We start from the raw sequence: 26,527 nt of genomic DNA, 5'->3' as shown, positions 1-26,527 counted from the left end.
ACTATCGTTCAAGGCATTCTGAATTAGATTGGTCTAGATTATTTAATCGCAATATCGCGATGTCTGATACGATAGTGAACGAATTTTGGGCATGCTCGAATTGGTTCTTTAAATTTAGAATAAATCTCTTAAATGTAGTATCATGATATTAGTTTAAAATTTGAGCGAATAAGATTGGTGAATTTGATGAATTCTAACACTGTATTTTCGGTGGTTGATTTAGAGACTACTGGGAATAGTACCCATGAGGACAACCGTATTATTCAATTCAGTTGTACACTCGTGCAAAATAATAAAATCATTCGAGTATATTCTACGGATGTTAATTCAGAAACAAGGGTGCCAACCAGAATTACTAAACTGACTGGAATTACTAATTCTGAAATTAAATCTGCACCTACGTTTGCGGAATTAGCGGATAAGATTTATAAATTATTGTCTGGCACTGTTTTTGTGGCCCATAACGTTAATTTTGATTTTCCATTTTTAAATCATGAATTTGAAAGGGTCGGCCACGCTAAACTTAATATTAAAGCGGTGGATACAGTGACCTTAAGTCAGATCTTGTTGCCCATGGTCCCTAGTTATCGGCTTCGTGATCTGACCAGTTACTTTAATATCGTCCATGACCATCCCCACGCTGCCAGTAGTGATGCTATTGCAACTGCGCACCTTTTTTTAGTATTGGTTGAACGGTTGCGGACCTTGCCGATTCAAACGTTAAAGTCAATTTTAGGTTTGAATTTGCAATTACCGTTGCATACTGGAAATTTAATTCAATCGATTTATCAATCACAGGTGCATAGTAAACGGGTCCTCCCTGATTATTTAATGGAAAAACATGGTCTGGTCGTCCGTAAATTTAATCGTTATCATAAGCATAATGATAACCACCAATACACATTTCCCTTTAATGCGCATCAAAAATTAGGGGAATTTGATCATCAAATCAAATTCATTCCAGAGCAAGTTAAGTTGATGAACTTAATATATGATAACTATAGTAAAAGTCCTTCTGATAATCTGTTTGTGGCAACTAACAAGGGCATCGGCAAGAAGTTTGGGTATGGGTTACCATTGACTTATATTAGTCATAACCATAACCAAAAGATCATTATCAGTTTGGGAGGCCAGGAGAGTGAAATTGACTTTATAAATAAGACGATTCCTGTAATCAAGCAGTTAGCCCCGTTTGAGGTCAGTTATTCAATTTTAAAGTCAGCTAATAATTATATTGATCTGAATCGATTCTTTGTGAACTTAAGGGTCGCCGATCAATCGACTCAATTTCAGTTCATGAAGGCCCAGTTGTTAGTGTGGCTAACGATGACCACGACTGGGGATTTAAATGAGTTGATTTCGATCAAGGATTCACCGTTCGTAAATGAGATCAATCATCAAGGCATCAAGTCGATTCGCCCCAGTCAGCCATTTTATCGGATTGACTTTTTAAGACGAGCAAGAAACCATAATAAATACTCGAACTTAATAATAACGACCCATGACTATTTATTGCGCCATGCCAAACAGATTAGCCAGCAAAATCAAAAACCTTTGTTAGTGATCGACAATGCTTTAGAGTTGAACAATAGCGTTTTAAACGCCAATAAAGTGACACTCAACTTAAATCATATCAACGTTTTGATCAGAAAGATGCAGGGGACGATCAATAATACCCACTCATTATGCATTAATGAAATCATTGGTGATCAAAAGCAGTTCAAAAAATCACTCAAACACATTAGTAGTGACTTGAATTTAATGAACGATACGTTAGCTGCAATTCAAAAACGACTCTCAACTCGTTTTTTAGGTCGTGAATTTGTTAATGGCAATGATAATCATTTACGGGGCATCTTGGACAGTGGAAAACTACGTGATGAATATAATTTTGAAAAGCAACGTTTGAACAACATTAAAATTGCTTGGAAGGCCTGTTTTGAAAATGCGAACCGAATTATTAATGGACCGAAACGCGGGTATTCGATCGCCCAACAGTCTGTAATCGATCATTTTCAAGCCCTTGTTTTAGAAATGACTCGTGAAATTAAAAAGTATCATGATTTTTGTCACCAGCTAAGGGAACGTAGTGAGCAACTATTGATATCGGTATATGCTAATCAAGTTCATGATATTAACAATGCTTTTTTTACTGAGGAACTATTATCACCTGAAAATGACCTAGCTGAACGATTATATAAGTACTTTCCGCCAGTATTGTTAGTTGATAATTTGAGCGTTGATGAACGAATCGTTGACTTCATGTTCAAGAAGCTGGGGATGGTTGTAAGGAATAAACGGTTAATTCAAATTAATAATTCAGTGCATCCAAATCCGATAACGATTATCGAAGACTCACCACTATTAGCTAGTAATTATGAGTACGCAAACGTTGATTACTATGTCAAGATAGTTATGAAGTTACTTACCGATGGTCCCAAGAAGAACTATCTAATATTTAGCTCGCATCAATTGTTAAGACAGGTTTATTTTGCACTAACTGAACATCACGTTAATGAACGCTTTAACGTGATGGCGGAGCAAATTAGCGGCAATCAAGCTAAGTTGATTAAAAATATTTTAAATGATGGGCAATTAACGGTGCTGGGGACAATGGAGACCTTAAAAGTTAGCCAGTTAATCGTTGAGCAGTTCGATTCGATTTTAATTGCTGATTTACCATTGATTCAAGATGATTCGCAACGGAATCATTTTATATTAAATCAAATTGCCAAGAATCATAATGATCCTTTCAATCAATTCTTGCTACCGAATGCGGTTTTACAATTAAATCGGATGCTTGCGTTAAGCGTCCCCAATCAATTCGTTGGCATCTTAGATTCGCGTATCGTTAAGAAACCATTTGGCAAAACGATTTTAAAAAGCATTAACGGGCAATTTAAAACCACGTTGATTTCGGCTGATCACTTAATATTTACGATTGCTAATTTCTTTAAAAATTTTATTAAAAAATAAATCAATTTTATTTTGGATTTGATATAATGTTATTGTTAATGTCAATGTAAAAAGGAAGTTCGCCATGCAAAGAGAATTTTTACGCCAGCAGCACCGTCGAAAGGTCAGAAAAATTACCTATGGTGTGGTTGCGCTATTGATTATCATCTTTTGTATCCTACTTTTTCGGGCTCAAAGACCACTTAGCCGAGCGAAAGGGCAGTCAATTACGATTGCTAAAAAAGCAGGAATTCAAAATGTGGATAAGTTTTACACGTCCGAGTTGAACCGGACTTATTATACAGTTCAAGGAACTAATAACCATAATTCAAATCTTTATGTTATTATTAGCAAGGATAACGGTAGTACAACGGTTTTAAATGCTAGTCAGGGGATCAATCAAACCGATGCAATTAATCAGGTCAAATCAGCTGATAAAGTTAAAAAAATCCTGAATGCTGCACCATCGCTATTTAATAATAAACCGGTTTGGATCGTTAGTTATTTAAACCAATCTAATAAGCTATGCTATTACACTTTGAATTATTCTAATGGTCGAGCAATTCAAACGATTACAAACGTATAGATTATTAATTACAAAGGACGGAGGAGTTTTAAATGCAACAGATTAATATTATCGACGCTCAAAACCACGTTGATGAAAAAGTTAAAATTGGGGTGTGGTTAACTAATAAGCGTTCTAGTGGGAAGATCGCTTTCCTACAATTACGGGATGGAACGGCATTTTTCCAAGGGGTCGTGCTCAAGAAAAACGTTTCCGAAGAATTGTTCGAAGAAGCCAAAAAGTTAAGACAAGAAACTAGTATGTACGTAATTGGAATCATTCATAAGGATGAACGTTCTAAATTTGGTTATGAAATGGAAATTGAAGACATTGAAGTGATTTCTGAGACCGAAGATTATCCAATTACGCCTAAGGAACATGGGATTGAATTCTTGTTAGACCATCGGCACTTATGGCTTCGCTCCAAGCGCCCATTTGCGGTCCTTAGAATTAGAGACCAAGTGATTCGGGCAACTTACGAATTCTTTGGGAAGGAAGGCTTCGTAAAGTTCGATGCACCGATCTTAACTGGTAGTGCTCCTGAGGGGACGACCGAGTTGTTCCACATTGATTACTTTGATACCAACGCCTATCTGTCCCAAAGTGGCCAATTGTACGAAGAAGCAGGTGCCGAAGCATTTGGGAAAGTATATTCATTTGGCCCTACTTTTCGTGCTGAAAAATCAAAGACGAGGCGTCATTTGACTGAGTTTTGGATGATCGAACCCGAAATGGCGTTCATGCATCAAGAAGAAAGCTTGGATATTCAAGAACGTTATATTGCATATCTAGTTCAAAGCGTAATTGATAATTGTCAATACGAATTATCGATTTTAGATCGGGATATTGAAACGCTTAAGCGTTACACAAGGGTGCCATACCCACGAATCAGTTACGATGAAGCAGTCGAACTCCTTCAAAAGGCTGATTTTGATACTAAGTGGGGGGATGACTTTGGATCTCCAGAAGAAACTTACTTAGCTGATCATTTTGACCGCCCAGTCTTTGTCTTGAACTATCCTAAGTCGCTTAAGCCATTCTACATGAAACCACACCCAACTCGTGATGACGTAGTTATTTGTGCAGATTTATTAGCACCAGAGGGGTATGGTGAAATTATTGGAGGTTCTGAAAGAGCTACTGACTATAAATACTTGCTTGATCGAATTAAAGCAGCTGGTTTAGATCCAAATGAATATTCATGGTATCTGGACTTAAGAAAGTATGGTAGTGTTCCTCATTCTGGTTTCGGACTGGGGTTAGAAAGAATCTTAACTTGGTTGACCCTTGAGGATCATGTTCGTGAAACGATTCCGTTCCCAAGACTATTGAACCGTCTTAAGCCATAAGCGCATAAAATATAGAAGTAGCCGCGGGGCTACTTTTTTATTTTTAAAATCGTGAGGAGGAAGATTCAAAATGGATAAATTTGCACAAAGGTTAATTATTGGTGGCCAAACTGTGATCCCTAATTACTTATTAGATAACTATAATAAATTAGGGATGGATGCCAATGAATTAATTATCTATCTTCAATTTAAGCGCTTTTTTGATCGGGGAATCAACGCCCCTGATATTGATCAAATCAGTGCTGCTACTAATATTGATAGTAAAAATATTTATCAAATCCTGCATAATTTAATTCAAAAAAAGCTAATGACAATTGAAACTAAGCAAGACCAAAACGGTAAGGATTTCGATCAGTACGATTTTGATCTATTATATGAAAAGTTGGCGGAATTAAGTGCTCAGGACAACGATTATCCAGTAACTACTAGTCAGACTCCAGAATATAGTGAAAATAATGTTACCGACAGTATGACGGTGAATAGCCGTCGACACGTTTTTGCTAGTATTGAACGTGAATTCGGTCGTGATTTATCACCAATTGAATTGGAAACCATTAGTGGTTGGATCGATCAAAGCCATTATTCACCAGAACTAATTGAACTAGCGTTACGTGAAGCAGTTCTAAATCAAGTTTATAATTTAAAGTATATTGATCATATTTTGATGAATTGGGAAAAGAAAAACATTCGAACGGCAGCTGATGTTGAAAAAGAATTAAATAATTACCGTAACAAGAAAAATTCAACAAATTCAAATCATAATGATGATGGTAATTGGCCCGATATTCCAATTTTTAAAATTAAGTAGCAAAAAAAGGATGCCCGATAATAGATCGAGCATCCTTTTTTTGAATCGAATTAATTATTATTGCCATTGTTTTGATTCTGGTCATTATTGTTATTAGCATTTGTAGCATTGGTATTGGTATTGTCGTTACTACTGGAACTACTGCTGGATGAAGAAGAGCTACTGGATGAAGAACTACTGCTATCTTTGTTCCCATCGCTTGGCTTGCTTTCAATATCACTAGAAGCACGACCAGAAGAATTATTAGTGCTATTTGAGCTATCCTTGCTACTTGATTCACTATCGCTTTTCGAATTGGAATTGACTGAAGAAGATGCGCTGCTAGATGAATTACTATTATTCATGACCCCGTTGCTATAGCCCACAACGTAGTATTCAGTTTTACCATTTCTGCTGACTTCGCCAACATCATCTGGTTTGGTCCAATCCTCATTTGGCTTGTTTTGCGATGCATATGCCATTTGATACTTATAGATTTGTTGGGCAATTGCTGATTGTTGTTCAGTAACGTAGTGATTGGCTTCTAGCGGTTTATCGTACCCAGTCCAGATCGATAGGGAATAGTTCTTGGTATATCCAGTGAACCAAGAATCCATCGAAGAATAACTAGGAACTGAACTCAAGTAATTATCAGGGTATTGGGTCGTTCCAGTTTTACCGGCTTCATACAGACCATCAACCTTAGCAGCCGTTCCAGAACCATTTGCATCCGTCATGACTCCTTTTAGCATATCGGTAATCATAAATGCAGTGGCCGATGACATTGCTTTGGTTCCCTTGCTAGCGTAGTTATGAACCTTGCCGTTGGCTTCTACGATCTTATTAATGTAGTAAGGCTTGTAGTAAGTCCCACCGTTGGCAAATGCAGCGTATGCGGCTGCTTCTTGTTCAGAAGAAATATAGGCACCGATCCCATTTTGAAGCTGGAATTGACTCTTTTGGGTAATCCCCAACCCCTTTAAGAATTCGGTTGCTCGATCGATTCCCACTTCTTGTAATGTCCTGATCGCAGGAATATTTCTGGATTCAACTAACGCACGCCGCATTGAGATATCACCTTCATAGCGGTCATCGAAGTCCATTAACTTAGTTGTGGTCCCAGGATAAGTGAATGGAGTATCTTGGACGGTCTGATAGGTCGGGAAGTGCAGGTATTCGATTGCTGGTCCATAATCCATTAATGGCTTCATTGTAGAACCACTTGATCGATCAGTTTGCACTGCTCGATTAAGACCGAATGAAATCTTAGTTTTACGGTTACCAAGCATTGCAACCACTTTTCCATTGTTGGAGTCCATCATTGTTGCCCCAACTTGAAATTGATTATTAGGAAATGCAATTGATTGATTATTATTTGCCAAGTTATAAAGGTACTTTTGGTTATCTAAATTAAGGTTGGTATAAATCTTTAATCCTGAATTAGTATTGTAACCCTTGGCTTTGAGTTCTTGAAGGGTCTGCTTTAGATATGCGTCAATGTATTTTTCATTAACCGATGTGACATCAGTATTATGGTGGGTCTTAGCAAGCCCATGTTTGACACTAACGGCCTTAGCCTTATCAGCATCAGATTGTGAAATTTCTTTATTACGGACCATGGCCTGTAAGACTTGGTCTCTTCTTTCCTTCGCATATTTTGGATATACGTATGGATTGTAATTAGTAGGTGATTGAGGCATCCCAGCTAACAAGGCATATTCAGGAAGGGTCAACTTGCTGAGTTTTTTACCGTAGTAGTATTCAGCAGCTGTTTGCATTCCATAAACATTATTCCCCATGTAAACTTTGTTGATGTAGAACTCTAGAATTTGATCCTTTGAGTATTGACGATTGACCTTAATTGCTAGGTATGCTTCTTGGGCCTTTCGTTTTAAGGTCTGATCAGATGCTGCAGTTGAGAATACTGATAATTTAACTAGCTGTTGGGTTAACGTACTACCACCCTGGAGGCCTAGCGATGAATCAGTTAGGTTACCGAATGCAGCCCCTAGGATTCTGAGGGGATCGACACCGCCTTCTTTATAAAAGCGGCGGTCTTCGATAGAGACAACGGCTTCTTTTAGTTGGGTCGGAATGTTTTGTGACTTAACGTATTCACGATTTTGTGCCCCTAATCTGGAAATGACCTTCCCCGTTGAATCGTAAATTTTAGTGGAATTATCACTTGAAAGGGCATTATAGGTAATTTGAGGGGCACTCGAGGCGTAGTAGAAGAATAATCCGAACCCTAGCGTAATGATTACAACAAAAAATGCAACCAGACTAAGGATGATTTTTCTTAAAATATGGCGATTGCCATTTCGATACTTAGATCGATTCCGATTCACTCGGGATTCTTGATTATTATCTGACATGCAAAAAAACTCCTTCATTTAACCAATTATCTGATCAACAGCCGCTAGGTAGGGAATTAGTGGTTGTAGTCGATATTTAATATTGTACCCAAGTTCTTGAATTGTCAATTTTGGAATGGATTTACGCCCCCCTGTAAATTGAGCGTCCCAAAATTTAAATAAATCAGTCGCCTTGAATAAAAAGATTTCGTCTGTTTTTACGAATTTAATAATTGCAAAACAAATACCACCAAGTTGGGTGCATTTACGCATGTGTTCAACTTGGTGTTCGTGGAAATTACGTAATGGAAATGCATTTTGATTTCTGGTTTCCTTTGCATCAAAGTCAATATAGCGCCCCTTATAGATACCGTTGTAGTCAGTAGTAGAAGCTTTGCTAAAATAAGCTTCCTTGATTACCGCGGCAGTCCGCTTTTGATAATCAACTTTGACCACTTGAATGGGGGTCGGCTTTTTGTGAATTACTGCAATATCATTAGCAAGATAATATTGGTTACTCTTATTTAACTCATCTTCAAGGGTCATTCCACGATCACCGTAATTAACCGTGCTAAGTGGGTGGTTAATTTGTGGTTGGGAGCTATGGGGGGAAGTCCCGCCCGGATAGTTAATGGACATATAACCACCTTTCAATCTTTTATTTTAACAAATTAAATGTGTTAAAATATAAATAATAACTTACTTTTTTAATTATACCAATTATCGCGGTTTTTTTAAATTTTTTTTAGAAGGAGTGGTTTCTTGAAACGACTTTGGTTAACTGGTTATCGAAGCTATGAATTGGGGGTCTTTAATGATCGAGACCCGAAGTTAGCGGTCTTAAAATCAGTTTTGCATGATATAACCATTCAAGCAATTGAATCGGGATATAATTGGATTATTACAGGCGGACAAATGGGCATTGAACAATGGGAAATTGAGGTTGCTAACGATTTAAAAAAGGATTATCCCGATGAATTTCAAGTTGCAATGATGCTGCCGTTTGCCGATTTCGGTAATAAATGGAACGAACAAAATCAAATGAAACTGAATGCTTTAAAGTCAAAGGTTGATTTTACTGCAAGTGTTAGCAATCTGCCCTACCAATCTCCACAACAATTAAGAAATTATCAAGAATTTATGTTAAAGCATACAGATGGGGCGGTTATGATTTATGATGTAGATAAACAAGGCAAAGCGCAATATGATTATCAAGCGATTCATAACTACATGGGTTTTAATGACTATCAGTTAAGAATGATCGATTTTGATGATTTACAAGAAGCCGCTAATGAATATCAAGAAAATCAAAATAATAGTTTTCAATAATTTATTTTTTTGGTATAATGTTATTCGTGCTTGAGAAATTCGTGAGGTGTAATAAACGATGGAACAAATTCATTTTACTCCTAAGCAGATTTTGAATAAGGAATTTAGACAAAAGATGCGTGGGTACGACCCTAATGATGTTGATGGCTTCTTAGATGATGTAATCAAGGATTACAATTCATTTGATAAGATGAATCAACAACTGCGGGATGAAAATGACCGTTTAAAGAGCCAAGTTGACGAGCTTAATCGTCAGCTTGCGATGGGTCAAGATACCACTACAAATAATAGATCAGCTAGTAATGATAGTTTTAACGATGGTTTCCAAAACCAACAACCAAATCCAGCGCCTGCTATGAACAATGCGACGACGATCGATATTTTAAAACGAGTATCCAATCTGGAAAGACGGGTTTTTGGTACGCAAATGGGTAATGGTTCAACTGACTCCCATCGTTTCTAATTTATAACCTGGTGTAAATCCTGAGTAATCGCGGCTGGTTCGTATCAGCTGAGGAAAGTCCACTCTCGCACAGACTGCGATGTCTGTAGTGTTCGTGCTCGGCGAAAAAATAAGCCGAGGAATTACCATTCGGTAATTATGGCGGAGAAACGAGCTAAGGCTTCGGCTATGCTTTAATACTCTGTAAAGTGCCACAGTGACGAAACAATTGGAGAAATCCAATTGGTGGAACGCGGTAAACCCCTCGAGCGGGAAACCCAAACTACGGTAGGGGAGCTTCATGTACGGAAATTGAACCAAGCATGGGGGAGAAATTTTATTTCTCAGATAGATGATTACTACTCAATTAATTTTTTCCTGAAATTTTAATTGAGCACAAAACATGGCTTACAGGGATTTACACCTTCAGGAAGGGGTGAGAGTTTAACTCTCACCCCTTTTTTATATTTTTTAAAGGAGCAATAACATGCAAAAATTTAATTTAATCGCCACTTGTGCTGCTGGAATCGAAGCATTGGTTGGCAAAGAACTACGTGATTTAGGTTATGAAACACAGGTAGAGAACGGTCGGGTGCGCTTTCAAGGAACGATCAAGGATATTTTAACCACGAATGTTTGGCTAAGGACTGCCGATCGAATCAAAATTGTGGTCGGTGAATTTAAAGCGGTTACTTTTGATGAGTTATTTGAAAAAACTAAGGCACTTGATTGGGGGACGCTACTTCCGATGGATGCTGAATTTCCAATGGAAGGGCGCTCCAAAAACTCTAAACTGCATAGCGTTCCGGATGCCCAAGCAATTGCTAAAAAAGCAGTGGTTAGTAAAATGAGCGCTGTTTATCATCGGCGAACTCGGTTTCCAGAAACTGGGGCAAAGTTTCCATTGGAAGTAGTGATCAATAAGGATAAGGTCATGTTGACACTGGATACGACTGGCTCTAGTTTGTTCAAACGGGGTTATCGGGTCGAAAAGGGAATTGCACCATTAAAGGAAAACATGGCGGCAGCATTGATTATGTTGACGAACTGGAAGCCAGACATGCCGTTTTGGGATCCGATGTGTGGATCTGGAACATTACCGATTGAAGCGGCCCTGATTGCTCGAAACATTGCTCCTGGCTTTAACCGTGATTTTCAATGCGAAGAATGGGACTGGGTCTCAAACGATCTGTCACAGCAGGTGCGCGATGAAGCTGATTCACATGCTGATTATGATACTGAGCTACAGATCTTTGCTTCCGATATTGATGGGAACATGGTCGAAGCTACTAAGCGTAACGCTCAAGAAGCTGGATTATTGTACGACATTCAAACGAAGCAATTGGCCGTACAAGACTTTAAAACGGACTTAATGAATGGGGTTATCGTAGCCAACCCACCATATGGGGAACGGATGAGTGATAAGGAAAGCATTATTCGGCTTTATCATCAAATGGGACAGGTATTTAAGCCGATGCAGACCTGGTCAAAATACTTTTTAACCAGTGATTTGGAATTCGAACAACACTATGGTGAAAAAGCAACTAAGAAACGGAAACTATACAACGGTTCGATTAGGACCGATTATTTCCAATACTGGGGCCATCCTGATTTTAGAAAGAACCATCAAAATGACTAAACGCAAAATTGCAATCATCGGTGGTGGAATCGTTGGTAGTACGGTTGCATATTACTTAGCAACAGCGCCGAATTGGAAGAATTTAGAGGTCACCTTATTTGATGATGGAATTGGGCAGGCCACCAAAGCGGCTGCTGGGATCATTTCACCATGGCTATCAAAACGGCGCAACCAAAAGTGGTATCGGTTAGCAAGGATGGGGGCTGAGGTGGTCAATCAATTAGCAACGACCACACAGATGGATAAAGCCACTTACCAGCAAAGTGGGACGATCATTACTAGAAATACAGAGCAACGAATCGATGAGCTCATGGCATTGGCCAAAACCAGACGTTTAGAGGCTCCATTAATGGGGCAGTTGCGCAAACTTACGGCTGATGAAGTTTGTCAATTGATTCCCTCGGTTAATAATCAACTCCCTGGGTTATTCGTCAGTGGCGGGGCCCGTATTGATGGGCAAAGATACACTGAGCATCTTTTAAGGATTGCACAAATGCGCAACCTTATTAGTAAAAAGCAAAAAGTTACTTTAACAAAAGAAAACAAAAAAATAAAATTAATAAAAGGAACCAATTTCGATCAAATCATTCTCTGTACGGGCGCTTGGATGAAAGAAACACTAGCAACAATCGGATTAAATTTAATGGTACGCCCCCAAAAAGGGCAATTAATTCAAATTCATTTAAATAATCCAGTAGAATTGAATAATATGCCAGTTTTAATGCCAGAGGGGGAGCGAGACTTTATCCCATTAAATCAAAGTGAAGTCATCATCGGTGCGACCCATGAAAATGACATGGGATTTGACTTATCACCTAGTCCAGAAGTGATCAGTGATCTTTTAGCAAGTGCAAAACGCTTGATTCCAGATATTAATAAGGACAATATTGACTATGTAAAAGTCGGCACAAGAGCTTATACGGACGACTTTGCCCCTTATTTTGGGTACTTACCTAATGTAGATAATTGCTTAATCGGTGGCGGGCTTGGATCATCTGGACTAACAACGGGGCCAATGATTGCAAAGTTATTGGCGAAAGAAATCATTACTCCTCAGCATCCCGACTGGTCAACATTTACAAAACCGATTGAAACCTATTTGAAGTAATGATGAAGTGCTTGTTGGGCTAACTCATGAGCCCCCATGTTTTCCGCTTCTGGAATCCATTGATTCATGACTAATTGAAAATGCGATTGTAATTTTAAAATCTCATCAACTAATGGTTGATAGTGTTTAGCATACTTTTTGGTTAAACTATCTGCTAAGATCTTACTATCGGTATAATAAAAAACGATCGTCTGGTTTAGCAAATTATCAGGAACATATTCCATTAGCTTTTTAAATCCAGCAATACAGGTTTCAAATTCGGCGGTGTGATTGTCATGAGCATCTGTAAGGGGGACCTTTAACTGAACTTGTTGACCAGCGTTCAAAATCAAAATCCCACCAGCACTTTTATCGTGATTAATATCGCCATGGTTCAATGTTGCTGCATCAGTATATAGCTTGTACATTTTTTACACTCCATTCGAAGGGATCTAATTTTAATGACAACGACTAAAAGAACATTTTTTTACCAACCCAATCCATTAACTTCAACGATTTGTTGGAGTTGGACATTCGTTTTGTTGCTATTAGGAATTATTTTTTGGCTCGAAGTAACCCAATTCTCATGGATCACACTCTTCTTCTTTGTTTTATTTGTTCTAATTAGCGCATTTCAAATTCTTTTCCGTAAAATTACAATTGAAGACCATCATTTTAAGGTTGGCCACGTTATGAATCCTAATTGGTTGGACATTGATATGCAAAATATTGAAAATTTAAAAATTAATAAGTTTACACTTACCTTTGATTATAACAAAAGACACTGTATTTTTATGTTACCAGCTAATTCTGTGATTGAAATCAATGGTATAATAAACGCATATAAATAAGTGGGGTGGAAAATTTTGAAAACAGACATTGAGATTTCTCAAGATAGTAAATTATTACCAATTAGCAAAATTGCAGGGCAACTAGGCTTAACTGAACAACAAATCGAGCCTTATGGGCACTATAAAGCCAAAATCACGTTACCAGTAGCTGATCAAGCTACTAAGGGTAAGTTAGTCCTAGTTACATCGATTAACCCAACCGCTGCCGGTGAAGGTAAAACGACCATGGCAGTCGGACTAGGCGATGCATTGAGCGAATTGAACTATAAGACTGCGCTCGCACTAAGAGAACCATCATTAGGCCCCGTAATGGGCATGAAGGGTGGTGCTACTGGTGGGGGATACTCACAAGTTATTCCGATGGAAGATATTAACCTTCATTTTACAGGTGATTTTCACGCCCTTACTGAGGCTCATGATACCCTTTCTGCATTAATCGACAATCACATTCATCACGGCAATCAATTAAATATTGATCCACGTCAAATCACTTGGAAACGGGTTTTAGATATAAATGACCGTGAATTAAGACACACGGTCATTGGACTTGGTGGTAGAACATCTGGGGTCCCTAGAGAAGATGGTTTTGATATCACCGTTGCTAGTGAATTAATGGCCATTTTATGCCTTAGTCGCAATCTTAAGGATTTAAAGGAACGCATTAGTAATATTTTAATTGGTTATACTTATGACCGTAAACCTGTTTACGTTCGGGATCTAAAGGTGCAGGGGGCATTGACCTTATTGTTAAAGGATGCGATTAAACCTAACCTAGTCCAAACGATTGAACACACCCCTGCCTACATCCATGGAGGGCCATTCGCAAACATCGCCCATGGATGTAATAGTATCATTGCAACCCAGGCGGGACTCAATACTGCTGATTATACCGTCACCGAATCAGGATTTGGTTCTGATCTAGGGGGCGAAAAGTTTATGGATATCGTCTCACCACGGTTAGGCAAGACTCCAGATGTCGTAGTGCTCGTTGCAACAATTCGGGCATTGAAGCTGAATGGTGGCGCTGATAAGGATAACCTAGAAACTGAAGACTTGGATGCATTAGCGAAAGGTTCAGCCAATTTAGGACGCCATATTTCGGCAATGAGTCGGTATGGTAAGCAAGTCATCGTTGCAATCAATGACTTTGCCAGTGATACTGAAGCTGAAATTAACCAATTAAAGAAATACGTTGATGATAACTTTGCCGTTCCAAGCGTTACTTGTTACGAATGGGCCCAGGGTGGCAAGGGAGCTGTTGACCTAGCAAAGCTAGTTGTCACTGCTGCTGATCAAGAAAAGCCATTTAATCCGCTTTATTCCGTTGAAGATCCAATTGAAACTAAAATCAACAAAATCGTGACCGAAATTTACGGAGGCAGTGGAATCGAAATTTCCAGTAAGGCCCAAAAACAACTCAAGCAAATCGTAAAAAATGGCTGGGACAAACTCCCCGTATGTATGGCCAAGACACAATATTCACTTACTGATGACGCATCGGTTCATGGAGCACCCACTGGATTTAAAATTCATATCCGTGAATTCCAAGTTAAATTAGGGGCTGGGTTTATTGTAGCGCTAACTGGGAATGTTTTGACCATGCCTGGTTTGCCTAGCCATCCCGCTGCATTGGATATGGATATCAAGGAAAACGGTGAAATTACTGGATTATTCTAGAACGAAAGGAAGTTATGAATGCCTTTTATATATATTTTTGGGCTCTTGGTGATCCTAATCGGTGCTGATCATGGAATCAAAGCCTGGGTATCAATCTCAATGGCCCAGGGCCAAAGTGATCAATTGATCCCAGGGGTCATTGCATTGACTAATCTTCATAATCACGGTGCTGCATGGAGCATGTTACAGGGAAAAATGAACTTTTTTATTATCATTTCCATTATTGCTGGATTGGTGATGTTTTATTATCTATTCAAGCTGCATCGAAAATTTGGTTATGCGTTAACGATCACGTTCCTATTAGCTGGAACGATCGGTAACTTCATCGACCGACTAATTCACGGCTATGTAGTTGATATGTTTCAAGTTGAATTGAATTTACCATTCTTGAATTTCGTATTTAACTTTGCTGATGCATGTTTAACAATTGGGGTCATTTTATTGTTATTGATGTTATGGAAGAGTGAGCAGAAAGATCGTGCTAAACAATAATGGAATCATTTAAAATTACTAATCAATCGGGACGCATTGATAAGGTCTGCTCAGAACTAGCTCCTGAGCTCAGCCGTTCACGAGCTAAAGACTTGATTCAATCACAAAATATTATGGTAAATCAACAGCCAGTTAAGCCCAAGTATGAGGTCAAAACGGGCGATCAAATCACCATTATGATTCCAGAACCCAAGAAGTTGGCTTTAGCTGCCGAACCAATTCCATTAGACATCGTTTACGAAGATGAGGATGTAATCGTCATTAACAAACCACAGGGGATGGTCGTGCATCCCGCTCCAGGCCATCCTGACCATACGTTGGTAAATGCACTTTTGTATCATACGCCACTTTCTAACATCAATGGGACATTGAGGCCTGGAATCGTTCATCGCATCGATAAGGACACATCTGGATTGCTCATGGTGGCCAAGAATAATATGGCGCATGAATCATTATCAAAGCAACTAAAGAATAAGACGAATCTTCGTAAGTATGTTGCGTTGGTTCATGGGGTGATCAAGGATGATAACGGAACGATCGATGCGCCGATTGGACGTGATAAAAAGGATCGTAAAAAACAGGCGATTGTCCCAAATGGTAGGCATGCTGTTACGCATTACCATGTTTTAGAACGATTCGCTAATTATACGTTAGTCGAATGTCAATTGGAGACTGGTCGAACGCATCAAATTAGAGTCCATATGAAGTCGATTGGCCATCCACTAGTTGGCGATCCCCTCTATGGCCCCCGTAAAACGATTAAGGGGCATGGGCAATTCTTACATGCCCAAGTGCTAGGTTTTAAACATCCGAGAAGCGGTCAACAGTTATCATTTTCATCCCCGATTCCACCGATTTTTGAAAAAACCCTTAAGCAATTGCGTCATCAGCAGCCTTAGCATTGACAAACTGATGAAATTAAAATATTCTGATAGTATATAACCACTGAAAAAATGGTTGCTGTTCGAGTGATCGAATTAGCAGCCTTTTTTATTAAAGGAAGGAAAATATAATGGCAAAAGTAATTATCGATAAGATGGCAATGCAACGTGCCTTGACCAGAATCACATATGAAATCATTGAAAAAAATAAGGGCATCAAAGACCTCGTGATCGTAGGGATCAAGACACGGGGGATTTATCTCGCGAAGAGAATTGCCAATCGACTCCAAAAGCTAGAAAATGTGGAGGTTCCAGTTGGCGCATTGGATATTACTAAGTATCGGGATGATATTGAACATGATAGTGCTAAAGAAACCCCAACCGTTGTTGCAAGTGATGAACGCGTTTCAGTTGAAGGCAAGAACGTGATCTTAGTGGATGACGTTTTGTACACTGGACGGACGATCAAAGCAGCATTAAGTGCCATCTCAGAACTTGGTCGACCAAACAGCATTCGATTAGCAGTATTAGTGGATCGTGGACACCGTGAATTACCAATCAGAGCTGATTTCGTGGGAAAGAACATCCCTAGTGCTCAAAACGAAAAAATTCAAGTGTCAGTCCAAGAAATCGATAAACGCGATGCTGTTGAAATCGTTAATAAGTAATCCTGCAATTGGATGGGAGCAGTAAAATGACAAAACGCTATTTAATCCTAGAGGATGGCTCATCGTATCCTGGCGAAGCGTTCGGAGCTCTTGCCACCACGACTGGAGAAATCATTATTAATTCAAATATGATGGGCTATCAAGAATCCATTACTAATCCAATTTATCATAATCAAATCATCGTGTTCACCCAACCGACAATTGGTAACGTAGGAATTAATCATAAGAGTTATGAATCGATCATTACTAGTATCAAGGGGGTCATTACCCGTGAGTATTCTGATACCACTAATAATCACCAACACAAGCAATCATTGGATACGTTTTTAAAACAACATGAAATTCCAGGGATTTCTGGAATCGATACCCGTGAATTAGCTCATCACATCACTAAGCAGGGAACGATGAAGGCAAGCATTGTTGATGTTGATGATGAACATGCTTTTGACCAGCTAAATGCGACCGTATTGACTAATCAGCAGGTCTCACAAGTTGCGACCCCTAAACCGTATCCGAATCCAGGCAATGGTTTCAATATCATTGTGATCGATTTTGGACTAAAACAGGGGATTTTAAGACGCCTTGATGAACGAAAATGTAATGTGGTGGTAGTCCCTTGGAACACGTCGATTGAAATGATCTTAAGTTTAGATCCAGATGGGATCGTTATTTCCACGGGGCCTGGTAATCCGGCTGATTTACCCCAGTCAACCTTACAAATGATTCGCGAATTACAAAGCCAATTCCCATTGCTAGCAATCGGGCTTGGCCACGAGTTATTTGCATTGGCTAATCACGCAAAGGTCTACAAACTAGCCAATGAGCATCATGGTAGTAACCATCCCGTCCGAAAGATCATAACCAATCAAGTGATTTACGTTTCTCAGGCCCAGGGATATGCTGTTGACTATAAATCGATCAACAAGGATATTTTAATCACGACGTATATTGATCTTTATAACGGGACCGTCCAGGGACTTAGACATCGTGATTATCCAGCATTGTCAGTTCAATTTTCACCAGATGGTGAACCTGGCCCCACGATTGCTTCGGATATCTTCGATGAATTTCTAGAAAACATCGGTTCACAAAGGAGGTGATTACAAATTGATCAATCAAGATATTCATAAGGTTTTAATTATTGGTGGGGGGCCATCCAAAATTGGTCAAGAAAACGAGTTAGATGCTGCTGTTTTTCAGACCATCATTAGTTTCAAACGGGTCGGCGTCAAGAGTATCGTTATCGATAACAATCCTTATTCGATCGCGACGACTGAGATTCAACCAGCCAGCGCTTTTATTGAAACGGTGGACATCGATAACGTGGTCAGTATCATTCGCAATGAACATCCCGATGCAATTTTGCCAACATTGGGGGGTTCGAACGCCATCAAAATCTGTCAAAAATTGATTGAAATGAAATTACTGGCCAAGTATTCGGTGCAACTATTAGGCCTTTCTAAGCAGGCACTGAAATTGATCGGTAACCCATTAAGATTCAGTCAGTTAATGAAGGAGATCAATGAACCGATCATTTCATCTACGATCGTCCATTCGAATACCGAAGCCTTTGATCTTGTTCGTCAAGTGGGGTTCCCCATCATTATTAAACCAGTCCTTTCTTCGATCAATAGTCGCCGAACGATTTGTACTAACTTTGATGACCTTGATATTGCACTGACCAAGTCATTCACGGATTCGACGTTGAATCGGTGTGTGATCGAAAAGAGCATTGTAGGATATAAAGAACTAAGTATCGTCGGCATCCGTGATCCCAACGGAACTAAATTAATTATTAACGGAGTCGAGGATATCGATGCCATTGGAATCCATTCAGGAGACTCAATCGCAGTTTCACCGATCCAAACGATTACCGACTCTGTTTATCAACGGATGCGTGAAGCAACGCTTAAGGTGTTAGAACAACTAGAAATCATTGGTAGCTGTGAGGTTAGTTTTGCACTGAACCCTGATAATGATAATTACTTTGTTACTAAGGTCAGCCCGAACTACAATCGGGGCTTTGCTTTAGCCACCCTTGCAACTGGGTATCCCTTAAATTACGTGTCAGCACAGTTAATGCTAGGGAATGGCTTTGCAGACATTCACCTTCCACATGAATATGCAAAATTGACCACGTTCATGGAGCCAGTAATGGATCGGATCTTAATTCGAATTCCACTTTGGCCCTATGATAGTCTGAAAAGCGTTGATCAGCACTTGGATCAATCAATGAAATCGATCGGTTCAGCGGTGGGAATCGGGCGAACTGTAGAAGAGGCGATTTTAAAGGCCATGCGTAGTTCACAGTTCAATCCTAGAGATGCACTCCCCAATATGGAAGAGTTAAGTGACGATGAAATGATCAGCCAGCTGATTCATCCCAAAGCAAGTCGGATCTTAGTTTTGATCGAGGCCTTAAGGCGGAACTACCCGGTCGAAGATTTATCAGAACTGACCAAGATTGATCCCTTCTATTTTAAGCGTTTCAAAAAGCTATTGGCGGTCGAAAACCTAGTTGTTAACGAGCCGTTAACCGAGCATGCAATGCACATCGCCCATCGCAGCGGGTTCGGGGATGGGATGCTAGCCGCTGCTTGGCAAACAGATTTAGATAAGGTCAGATACCTCGGTAAGATCAATAATAGTCTGCCAACCTATAAGATGATCGAACCATCAGCAGGGGAAGAAACCCCATCGATTTATTCTTTTTACAGTAGTTTTGAGCGCGAGAACGAATCACACCAATTATCAGATCGTTCAGCATTAGTAATTGGGCGCGGTGGAAATCGGCTGGGTCCTAATTCAGCAGCCGATTACTATACTTCGGAAGTATTAATTCAAATGCATCGACTGGGCTATAAAACGATTGTTATGAACAATAACCCGAACTCGGTTTCACTCAGTCCGCAGTTGAGTGATAAGCAATATATTGAACCGATTCAAATCGGTGCAATCTTGAACATCGCAGAAATCGAGAAACCTAAAATCGTCGTAGTGCCAGGAAATCGGCATTACTTAGTTCGCCAACTCAAACAATACCCGAATTTAAACGTTGTGGTGTTACCGCCTGATCAAGAAACTGGGGTGACCCTTCCGCAAAAAACGAGCTTTGCTATGAATTTCTTTGTAACGAAGGAAGAAAGTCGCTTTATTAATACGGTCAAATTAGCTTCTGGTAAGAACCACGAATTAAAAGATATTTCTCACTTAGCATTCCCCTATGACATTACTATCGATGAGTTAGAGCCGTTGATTGGGGATGCACGGGAGCTAATTAGTAATTCCTATTGGAAAGGACTTGTTCAGATCTTAGTGTTAGCCGATCAAGGGCTTTTTAAAGTCGTTGGGATTAGACCGATCAGAATTATTGAAACGATATTCTTAAATCGTATTTCCAATGTTAACTGGATTAAAATGCTAATAAAATTATATACTGATAACTTAACTTCAGACGATTTGGATAAAACCTTTAGGGAACTATCATTTTTACCGTTTGCTGAAATGAATCCAACGTTTCCATTCATTGATCTTAAGATCGATCAAGCAGTGGGCTCGACCAATCAAGAAGTGGGGGCTAAGATTAGCTTTGATCCTGATGCCAAATAAAAAGAGCAGTCAAAACTGCTCTTTTTTTATTGATGATTATTAGCCCTAAGTTCTTCAACGATCTTTTGGTTAGGGGTAACGTAAAGTGTATTTTGGCCTTCATAAATGACAAACCCTGGCTTTGCACCACTAGGCTTTTTAACATGGCGAACTTGAACGTAATCGACGGGGACGTTCGCAGAATCACGGCCCTTAGAATAATAAGCAGCTAACATGGCCGCTTCAAAAAGTGTCTGATCACTAGGGGCAAAAGAACGCACAATCACATGGGAGCCATGAATTTTTTGAGTATGCAACCAAGTATCACGTTTATCAGCTGTTTTAGTGGTCAATTTATCGTTTTGTAGGTTATTTTTTCCAACTAAGATCGTTGTACCATCACTAGCCTTAAACTGTTCAGGTTGGCTAATTTGACGTTTTAATTGTTTTTTCTTGTTTTGATGTTCATGATCACGTAAATAGCCACCTTGTTGTAATTCGGCTTTGATGTCGACTAAATTACTAGGTTCTGCTAATTCGATCTGAGAGACAATGCTCTCAAGGTAATCAATCTCACCATTGGTCAATTCAATTTGATGATTAACGAATTGAATCGCATTTTTCTTTTTTTGATATTGTTTAAAATACCACTGGGCATTTTGTGAAGGGGTTTTATCAGGAGCTAGTTTAATTTTTAACGGTTGATTATTATCATAAAAGTTAGGCAGCTCGATCATTTTGGCTCCGTGGTGAACTTGATTCAAGTAAGTAGTAAGAATCTCACCCTTAATTCGATAATCATCAGCAAACTTGGTTTCATCAATGGTCTTACGTAACTTTTTCAACTTAGTTCGATTCTTTTTCAGTTCATTTCTAGTTACCTTGATCAAGACCCCACCTTGTTCTCGCACCCGATCTTTTTGTGCTTTGGTCTGATAATAATCATCCAAAAGGGTGCTTAACGAGTCATATTGTTTGGTTGGTGAATCAATACCAATTGGGATGAATGGTAAAAAATCTGGTTTGGCTTGTTCGATCATGGTTGCGGTGGGGGAATTGAACTGATCGAAAAATTGGGTAAAGTGTGCGCCTAATTCGCCTGGTTGATGTAAAAAACGCGCTAATTGATTGGCTGTATCCTTGCCCAATCCTTGAAATGTTTTTTGTAATTCACTGGCTAAAACATCTTGGTTCGGAAAATCATTAACTAATTGTTTTAACATTGATTCATCATTAAATTGAAATGGGTCTAAGCGGTCTTGCTTAGGGGGATTAATGTATTCTGTCCCTGGTAAAATCGTCCGATAGCGACTCTTGTCAGGGCCAATTCGTTTAATTGCATCGATAATTCGCCGATCAGAGCCATCAACTAAGATAACGTTACTGTGCCTAGCCATAATTTCAATGATCAAGACCATTGATTTAAGGTCACCAATTTCATTCCTAACCGTAAAGTGTAATTGCATTACTCGATCATTTTGTAATTGAGTAATCTCGGTTAGCACACTTCCACTTAGATACTTCCTAAGCGTCATATTAAAGTTAGTGGGGACTGGGGGATTTACATATGGAATATTCGTTACTTGGGCACGCGCATAGCTAGGGTTCGCTGATAGTAAAAGGGGATATGTTTTTCGATTCGAACGAATTGTAATAATGATTTCATTTGGATAGGGTTGATTGATTTTAGCAATTCGCCCCCCTTTGAGGTTATCATTGAGCTCTTTTACCATCGAGTGGGTAAAACTTCCGTCAAATGACACTTTTGATCACTTACTTTCAGTATGATTTTATAACTGTATTATAACAAAAAAGCCATTAATGTTATAATGGAAGTGTAAGTGCAAAAAATTAAAGGATTGATGAATACATGAAAATTGCAATTGTAACTGATAGTACTGCTTATTTATCTAAGGATGAGCTTGCTAAATATAATATTCATATTTTACCAATCTCAGTGATTATTGATGGTAAAACATATGATGAAGGTGTTGATATCGACACTCCAGAATTTTATCATAAATTAAAAACAGCAAAAGAGTTTCCCAGTACGGCTCAACCAGCGACCGGAAGGATTATCGAACTATATGATCAACTAGCTCAAGAAGGGTATGACGCTGTTATTAGTATTCACTTATCCAGTACCATTTCAGGACTTTATAACCAGTTAATGGCAATTGCTCCTACGATTAGTAATATTAAAGTCATTCCATATGATTCCAAAATTACAGTTAAATTAATGGGATATCTAGCAATTGCAGCATCTGAAATGGTTTCAGCTGGTAAATCATTAGAAACAATCATTAGTGAATTAGATGCCTTAAGGGCAACGATTGATGAAATCTTTGTCGTTGATGATTTAAAGAACTTAGTCAAGGGCGGTAGATTGTCAAATGCCGCGGGGATGGTTGGTAGTTTGCTTCATATAAAGCCGTTATTAACGTTCGATGATGAAAGTAATAAAATTGTTGCATTTGATAAGGTCCGTACACGTAAGCGTGCTTTAAAACGTGCTGAAGAAATTTTTGCAACTCGAACTAACCAATTAAACTATCCGATTCGGGTAATTATAATCAATGGAAACGATCCAGAAGATGGTCAAGCATGGACAGATAAAATTAAAACGATGTATCCTAATCTATCTGTAACCCAAAGCTATTTTGGCCCTGTGGTTGGCGCCCATCTAGGTAATAAATCACTAGCGTTGGCTTGGATGCGCGACTTTGATAAGTAACAGATGGGTTTGATTATCTTTATGGTTGCGTGTAAAATAAAAGATATTATAATAATTTTAAAATTATTATAAAATATTTCGGAGTAGGGATTAATGCGTCAAGTGCCATTGGAACGGAATGTGAACTTTGGACGAAAAACGATGCGTTTGCGATATTAGTCCCGCATTCGCCACAATTATAGTGGCAGCTCTATTTAGGAGATGTCTCTTTTGCATACACAAAAGAAAATTTTTGCCAAACCTAGCGCAAGTGGAATTGCGATTTTAGGATTACTCACTGCGATTAGGTTAATTTTAGGAAGTAGTTTATTTACGTTCTATTTGGTTCCCAATAAGATCCAATTTAGCTTTGCGTTCATTGCTACTTTCTTAATTGCACTGTGGTTCGGGCCGTTTTGGGCGGGAACCATCGGTGGATTTGCTGATATCTTTTTAACGCTAACGTCTGGACAAATATACTTTCCAGGGTTCACGCTATCAGCAATTTTAACTGGGGTTATTTTCGGATTGTTTTTCTTTAACCGAAAACCAACGTTAAAATCGATTATTATATCACAATTAATTGTAGTATTTTTAGTCAACTTGCTTTTAAATACGTTGTGGGTGGTAATCTTGAATCACGTTCCGTTTGAAGTTATTTTTCTTTCCAGGTTCATTAAGGAAATTTTCACAGTCGTAATTCAAGTTATCATTATGTATTTAATATCCAAAAACAAAACCATTATTTCTTTAGGCAATCGATTTAGAAAATAATTTAGTTATCCAGCAATCAAATTTGGTTGCTGGATTTTTAATTGCCACATGAATAGGGCCATTATAAGTTTGATCATTTATATTACTTTACATAATATATATTATCTGAAGTTATATCTAAAATTGAAATATCAACAACAAATGCAGTAATTATTAAATTCAATCATTTTGATTGAAAATATAAATTTATGTGATATATTTAATTCAAAGAGAAGATATATCAATTAATCTAGATTATTACGTCCAGCTATTTAAAATTAACTGGGCGCTTTAATTTTCTAACTGAAAATAGTTGCATTTAATAATAAATAAAAAAGATCGTCTTAAGCATTCACAATCAGCTTAAGACGATCTTTTTAGTCTCTTAGAATAGTTCTAATAATGTATCGACACTGGCATATGCCATAAAAATAACGACGAGCCATCCGGTAATTGTCAGCCATACTGGATGATGATATGTGTTTCCCATGATTTTACTTCTGCGAACTGCAATTAATAAGATGCTTAATGCAATTGGCAGCACGAAGCCGTTTAATGCTCCTACGAACACGAGTACCTTAGCGGGATTTCCGATAAAGTAGAAAATGATCGTCGAAAATACGATGAAACTAATGATAATGGCATTACGGTATTTCTTAAACAGTGCCGTTGATTTTTCACTAACTGCATAGTCCAGAAATGATGTTGATGTAAAGGTTGATCCTAGAATAGAAGACATCCCTGAAGCAAACAATAACAACCCGAAGAATTTATAACCAAAGTTCCCCGCTGCATGTAGAAAAATAGAAGCTGCGGGGTTGGCTGGGTCTAGTTTAAAGCCTTCTACGACGACGGCTAGTCCAGCTAAGAAGAGCATGATTCTAATGATTGAAGCTAATGTAATCCCTGTCAATGCCCCTTCATTAATGTATTTGATATCTTTAACACCCTTGGCACCCCCGTCTAAGAGGCGGTGGCCACCTGAGAATGAAATGTATCCACCAACGGTCCCACCGACGATGGTCACGATTGAGTAAAAGTCAACGTGGGTTGGCGTAAACGCATGGGTAGCAGCTGCTTGGAATGGAATCTTAGTTACAAATAGAATATAGATCAAAATCCCGATCTTGATAACTGCCAGGAGCTGAACCGTTCGATCCATTGCTTTCAATGCATTCTTAACGATAAAAATACAAATTGCAATTACTGCTGCGATGACGGCCCCGTTTTCTGGTGAAATCCCAAATAAAACGTTCAGCCCTAAGCCAGCACCCCCGACGTTTCCGATATTAAAGACCAGCCCGCCGACCGCAACTAATGTTGAAAGTAAGTATCCTAAGCCTGGAAAGACTTCGTTGGCTAACACCTGCGCCCGTTTGCCTGAAACAACGATGATTCGCCAAATGTTCAATTGAACGATTATATCCATGACGATACAAATTACAATTGCAAACGCAAAGTTAGCACCCAATTTCCCAGTAAAAGTCGCTGTTTGAGTTAAAAAACCAGGGCCTACGGCAGCCATTGCCATTAAGAACGCGGCCCCCATCGCAACACTTCTCATTTTTTTACTGTGGTTGTTGGTGACTGGATTCGCTTTGTTGTCCATGTTAATTCATCCCCCTATCAATTATTCGATTACTTAAACCGTCGCAATGTCGATCGAATCTGCTTTAAGCTGGGCAACTAACTGCCGTACGATTGACAATGCCTTTTGGTTATCCCCATGCACGCATATCGAATCGACCTTTAATGCAACGGTTTCCCCGGTAATGGCCGTAACGGATTGCTCTTTGATCATTTGAACGGTCCGATGCGCAATTGCGGTGGGGTCACTCAAGACGGCGTTGGGTTTAGAACGTGGCACTAAGCTCCCATCGGATTGGTAGTTTCGGTCTGCAAAGACTTCTTGGGCTACTGGTAACCCTAATTCATTGGCTGCAGTGACTAATTGACTGTTGGCTAGGCCATATACCAATAAATTGGGATCAACGGCTTTGATGCCCTGACAAATTGCGCGGGCTAGCTCGATGTCTTTGCCGGCTGCGTTATAAAGCGCGCCATGCGGTTTCACGTGGTGCAAGCGATGCGTTTTCGTAAAACCAGCTAACGCCGCTACCTGGTAGGTCACCATGTTGGTAACCGCCTGCATGTCCATTTGCATGTACCGCCGTCCGAAGCCATTTAAATCAGGAAAACCGGGATGCGCCCCGATTCCAATCCCTGCCGCCTCGGCTAATTGCACGGTGCGTTGCATGACGTTGGGATCGCCCGCATGAAACCCGCATGCAATGTTACATGCACTGATCAACGGGATGATTTCAGCGTCATTTCCTAAATCGTATCTACCATAGCTTTCCCCTAAATCACTGTTCAAATCAATCGCAATCATTAGTA

At 39.2% G+C, this 26,527-nt stretch carries 23 protein-coding genes, 1 other RNA gene and 1 riboswitch; of the genes, 18 read left to right on the top strand and 6 right to left on the bottom strand.

The genetic code is table 11. The features are described from left to right. Positions 1-186 precede the first annotated feature (186 nt). The 4 genes from ACSVI6_RS04525 to ACSVI6_RS04510 all read left to right on the top strand — a co-directional run bounded on the left by ACSVI6_RS04525 (position 187) and on the right by ACSVI6_RS04510 (position 5,677). Positions 187-2,976: an exonuclease domain-containing protein gene (locus tag ACSVI6_RS04525; RefSeq protein ID WP_491720538.1), complete on the top strand. Its 2,790-nt coding sequence runs from the start codon at positions 187-189 to the stop codon at positions 2,974-2,976. Between the two features lie 64 nt (positions 2,977-3,040). After that, complete coding sequence (locus ACSVI6_RS04520) at positions 3,041-3,541, top strand: cell wall elongation regulator TseB-like domain-containing protein (RefSeq protein ID WP_491716286.1); 501 nt, start codon at positions 3,041-3,043, stop codon at positions 3,539-3,541. Between the two features lie 32 nt (positions 3,542-3,573). Then, positions 3,574-4,869 (top strand): asparagine--tRNA ligase, encoded by a 1,296-nt coding sequence (gene asnS / locus ACSVI6_RS04515; RefSeq protein WP_491716285.1) that lies wholly within the window; start codon positions 3,574-3,576, stop codon positions 4,867-4,869. A gap of 70 nt (positions 4,870-4,939) precedes the next feature. Further along, entirely contained in the window at positions 4,940-5,677 is a 738-nt protein-coding gene (locus ACSVI6_RS04510; protein ID WP_491719522.1) for a DnaD domain-containing protein, read from the top strand. 50 nt (positions 5,678-5,727) lie between these two features. On the opposite strand, the gene ACSVI6_RS04505 is transcribed toward ACSVI6_RS04510, so the two are convergent. Beyond that, positions 5,728-8,031 (bottom strand): PBP1A family penicillin-binding protein, encoded by a 2,304-nt coding sequence (locus ACSVI6_RS04505; RefSeq protein WP_491719521.1) that lies wholly within the window; start codon positions 8,029-8,031, stop codon positions 5,728-5,730. Between the two features lie 18 nt (positions 8,032-8,049). After that, positions 8,050-8,649, bottom strand: a complete 600-nt coding sequence (gene recU, locus ACSVI6_RS04500; protein WP_491716282.1) for a Holliday junction resolvase RecU — start codon at positions 8,647-8,649, stop codon at positions 8,050-8,052. A 123-nt stretch (positions 8,650-8,772) separates the two neighbouring features. On the opposite strand from recU, the gene ACSVI6_RS04495 reads away from it, so the two are divergent. The 5 genes from ACSVI6_RS04495 (at position 8,773) to ACSVI6_RS04475 (ending at position 12,528) form a co-directional block, all read left to right on the top strand. Next, the gene (locus ACSVI6_RS04495) at positions 8,773-9,339 is read left to right on the top strand and encodes an SLOG family protein (protein WP_491716281.1); all 567 of its coding nucleotides are present in this window, start codon (positions 8,773-8,775) and stop codon (positions 9,337-9,339) included. Between the two features lie 58 nt (positions 9,340-9,397). Then, positions 9,398-9,802, top strand: a complete 405-nt coding sequence (gene gpsB / locus ACSVI6_RS04490; protein WP_491716280.1) for a cell division regulator GpsB — start codon at positions 9,398-9,400, stop codon at positions 9,800-9,802. A 16-nt stretch (positions 9,803-9,818) separates the two neighbouring features. Next, positions 9,819-10,197, top strand: an RNA gene (rnpB, locus tag ACSVI6_RS04485) — RNase P RNA component class B. 71 nt (positions 10,198-10,268) lie between these two features. Further along, the gene (locus tag ACSVI6_RS04480; protein ID WP_491720537.1) at positions 10,269-11,420 is read left to right on the top strand and encodes a THUMP domain-containing class I SAM-dependent RNA methyltransferase; all 1,152 of its coding nucleotides are present in this window, start codon (positions 10,269-10,271) and stop codon (positions 11,418-11,420) included. Continuing rightward, on the top strand, positions 11,314-12,528 hold the full coding sequence (locus ACSVI6_RS04475; RefSeq protein ID WP_491720536.1) for an NAD(P)/FAD-dependent oxidoreductase: 1,215 nt from the start codon (positions 11,314-11,316) through the stop codon (positions 12,526-12,528). Before ACSVI6_RS04480 ends, ACSVI6_RS04475 begins: the two co-directional genes overlap by 107 nt. Here the strand turns inward: ACSVI6_RS04475 and ACSVI6_RS04470 are convergent. Beyond that, a complete protein-coding gene (locus tag ACSVI6_RS04470; RefSeq protein ID WP_491720535.1) occupies positions 12,516-12,935 on the bottom strand; it encodes a ribonuclease HI family protein in 420 nt (139 codons plus the stop codon). The genes ACSVI6_RS04475 and ACSVI6_RS04470 overlap by 13 nt on opposite strands. A 33-nt stretch (positions 12,936-12,968) precedes the next feature. On the opposite strand from ACSVI6_RS04470, the gene ACSVI6_RS04465 reads away from it, so the two are divergent. The 7 genes from ACSVI6_RS04465 (at position 12,969) to ACSVI6_RS04435 (ending at position 20,685) form a co-directional block, all read left to right on the top strand. After that, on the top strand, positions 12,969-13,358 hold the full coding sequence (locus tag ACSVI6_RS04465) for an EbsA family protein (RefSeq protein WP_491716276.1): 390 nt from the start codon (positions 12,969-12,971) through the stop codon (positions 13,356-13,358). A gap of 15 nt (positions 13,359-13,373) precedes the next feature. Continuing rightward, positions 13,374-15,035, top strand: a complete 1,662-nt coding sequence (locus tag ACSVI6_RS04460) for a formate--tetrahydrofolate ligase (RefSeq protein WP_491716275.1) — start codon at positions 13,374-13,376, stop codon at positions 15,033-15,035. Between the two features lie 18 nt (positions 15,036-15,053). After that, on the top strand, positions 15,054-15,527 hold the full coding sequence (gene lspA, locus ACSVI6_RS04455; RefSeq protein ID WP_491720534.1) for a signal peptidase II: 474 nt from the start codon (positions 15,054-15,056) through the stop codon (positions 15,525-15,527). After that, complete coding sequence (locus ACSVI6_RS04450; RefSeq protein ID WP_491720533.1) at positions 15,527-16,426, top strand: RluA family pseudouridine synthase; 900 nt, start codon at positions 15,527-15,529, stop codon at positions 16,424-16,426. The genes lspA and ACSVI6_RS04450 overlap by 1 nt, the downstream gene beginning before the upstream one ends. A gap of 113 nt (positions 16,427-16,539) precedes the next feature. After that, complete coding sequence (gene pyrR / locus ACSVI6_RS04445) at positions 16,540-17,076, top strand: bifunctional pyr operon transcriptional regulator/uracil phosphoribosyltransferase PyrR (RefSeq protein WP_491716272.1); 537 nt, start codon at positions 16,540-16,542, stop codon at positions 17,074-17,076. A gap of 26 nt (positions 17,077-17,102) precedes the next feature. Next, positions 17,103-18,176, top strand: a complete 1,074-nt coding sequence (locus ACSVI6_RS04440) for a carbamoyl phosphate synthase small subunit (RefSeq protein WP_491716271.1) — start codon at positions 17,103-17,105, stop codon at positions 18,174-18,176. Positions 18,177-18,183: 7 nt separating this feature from the next. Beyond that, the gene (locus tag ACSVI6_RS04435; RefSeq protein WP_491720532.1) at positions 18,184-20,685 is read left to right on the top strand and encodes a carbamoyl phosphate synthase preATP-grasp domain-containing protein; all 2,502 of its coding nucleotides are present in this window, start codon (positions 18,184-18,186) and stop codon (positions 20,683-20,685) included. Positions 20,686-20,711: 26 nt separating this feature from the next. Here the strand turns inward: ACSVI6_RS04435 and ACSVI6_RS04430 are convergent, their stop codons facing one another. Further along, on the bottom strand, positions 20,712-22,427 hold the full coding sequence (locus ACSVI6_RS04430) for an NFACT RNA binding domain-containing protein (RefSeq protein ID WP_491720531.1): 1,716 nt from the start codon (positions 22,425-22,427) through the stop codon (positions 20,712-20,714). Positions 22,428-22,534: 107 nt separating this feature from the next. Between ACSVI6_RS04430 and ACSVI6_RS04425 the strand changes: the two genes are divergently transcribed. Further along, a complete protein-coding gene (locus ACSVI6_RS04425; RefSeq protein WP_491719511.1) occupies positions 22,535-23,398 on the top strand; it encodes a DegV family protein in 864 nt (287 codons plus the stop codon). A gap of 77 nt (positions 23,399-23,475) precedes the next feature. Next, positions 23,476-23,573, top strand: a riboswitch (THF riboswitch). A 35-nt stretch (positions 23,574-23,608) separates the two neighbouring features. Next, a complete protein-coding gene (locus ACSVI6_RS04420) occupies positions 23,609-24,151 on the top strand; it encodes a folate family ECF transporter S component (protein ID WP_491716267.1) in 543 nt (180 codons plus the stop codon). Positions 24,152-24,515: 364 nt separating this feature from the next. On the opposite strand, the gene ACSVI6_RS04415 is transcribed toward ACSVI6_RS04420, so the two are convergent. Beyond that, entirely contained in the window at positions 24,516-25,739 is a 1,224-nt protein-coding gene (locus tag ACSVI6_RS04415) for an NRAMP family divalent metal transporter (protein ID WP_491716266.1), read from the bottom strand. Between the two features lie 33 nt (positions 25,740-25,772). Next, positions 25,773-26,522 (bottom strand): LamB/YcsF family protein, encoded by a 750-nt coding sequence (locus ACSVI6_RS04410; RefSeq protein WP_491720530.1) that lies wholly within the window; start codon positions 26,520-26,522, stop codon positions 25,773-25,775. Positions 26,523-26,527 lie beyond the last annotated feature (5 nt).

The organism is Nicoliella sp. ESL1106, assembly GCF_058509965.1.
The sequence above is the reverse complement of the archived record's forward strand: the minus strand, read 5'-3'. Positions and strand labels throughout refer to the sequence as shown.

Bases quoted from the DNA above. Each gene is read 5' to 3' on its own strand.
- ACSVI6_RS04410 (WP_491720530.1), bottom strand. From the start codon at position 26,522: ATGATTGCGATTGATTTGAACAGTGATTTAGGGGAAAGCTATGGTAGA.
- gpsB (WP_491716280.1), top strand. From the start codon at position 9,398: ATGGAACAAATTCATTTTACTCCTAAGCAGATTTTGAATAAGGAATTT.
- ACSVI6_RS04425 (WP_491719511.1), top strand. From the start codon at position 22,535: ATGAAAATTGCAATTGTAACTGATAGTACTGCTTATTTATCTAAGGAT.
- pyrR (WP_491716272.1), top strand. From the start codon at position 16,540: ATGGCAAAAGTAATTATCGATAAGATGGCAATGCAACGTGCCTTGACC.
- ACSVI6_RS04505 (WP_491719521.1), bottom strand. From the start codon at position 8,031: ATGTCAGATAATAATCAAGAATCCCGAGTGAATCGGAATCGATCTAAG.
- ACSVI6_RS04525 (WP_491720538.1), top strand. From the start codon at position 187: ATGAATTCTAACACTGTATTTTCGGTGGTTGATTTAGAGACTACTGGG.
- ACSVI6_RS04440 (WP_491716271.1), top strand. From the start codon at position 17,103: ATGACAAAACGCTATTTAATCCTAGAGGATGGCTCATCGTATCCTGGC.
- lspA (WP_491720534.1), top strand. From the start codon at position 15,054: ATGCCTTTTATATATATTTTTGGGCTCTTGGTGATCCTAATCGGTGCT.
- asnS (WP_491716285.1), top strand. From the start codon at position 3,574: ATGCAACAGATTAATATTATCGACGCTCAAAACCACGTTGATGAAAAA.
- ACSVI6_RS04520 (WP_491716286.1), top strand. From the start codon at position 3,041: ATGCAAAGAGAATTTTTACGCCAGCAGCACCGTCGAAAGGTCAGAAAA.
- recU (WP_491716282.1), bottom strand. From the start codon at position 8,649: ATGTCCATTAACTATCCGGGCGGGACTTCCCCCCATAGCTCCCAACCA.
- ACSVI6_RS04450 (WP_491720533.1), top strand. From the start codon at position 15,527: ATGGAATCATTTAAAATTACTAATCAATCGGGACGCATTGATAAGGTC.
- ACSVI6_RS04510 (WP_491719522.1), top strand. From the start codon at position 4,940: ATGGATAAATTTGCACAAAGGTTAATTATTGGTGGCCAAACTGTGATC.
- ACSVI6_RS04465 (WP_491716276.1), top strand. From the start codon at position 12,969: ATGACAACGACTAAAAGAACATTTTTTTACCAACCCAATCCATTAACT.
- ACSVI6_RS04415 (WP_491716266.1), bottom strand. From the start codon at position 25,739: ATGGACAACAAAGCGAATCCAGTCACCAACAACCACAGTAAAAAAATG.
- ACSVI6_RS04480 (WP_491720537.1), top strand. From the start codon at position 10,269: ATGCAAAAATTTAATTTAATCGCCACTTGTGCTGCTGGAATCGAAGCA.
- ACSVI6_RS04470 (WP_491720535.1), bottom strand. From the start codon at position 12,935: ATGTACAAGCTATATACTGATGCAGCAACATTGAACCATGGCGATATT.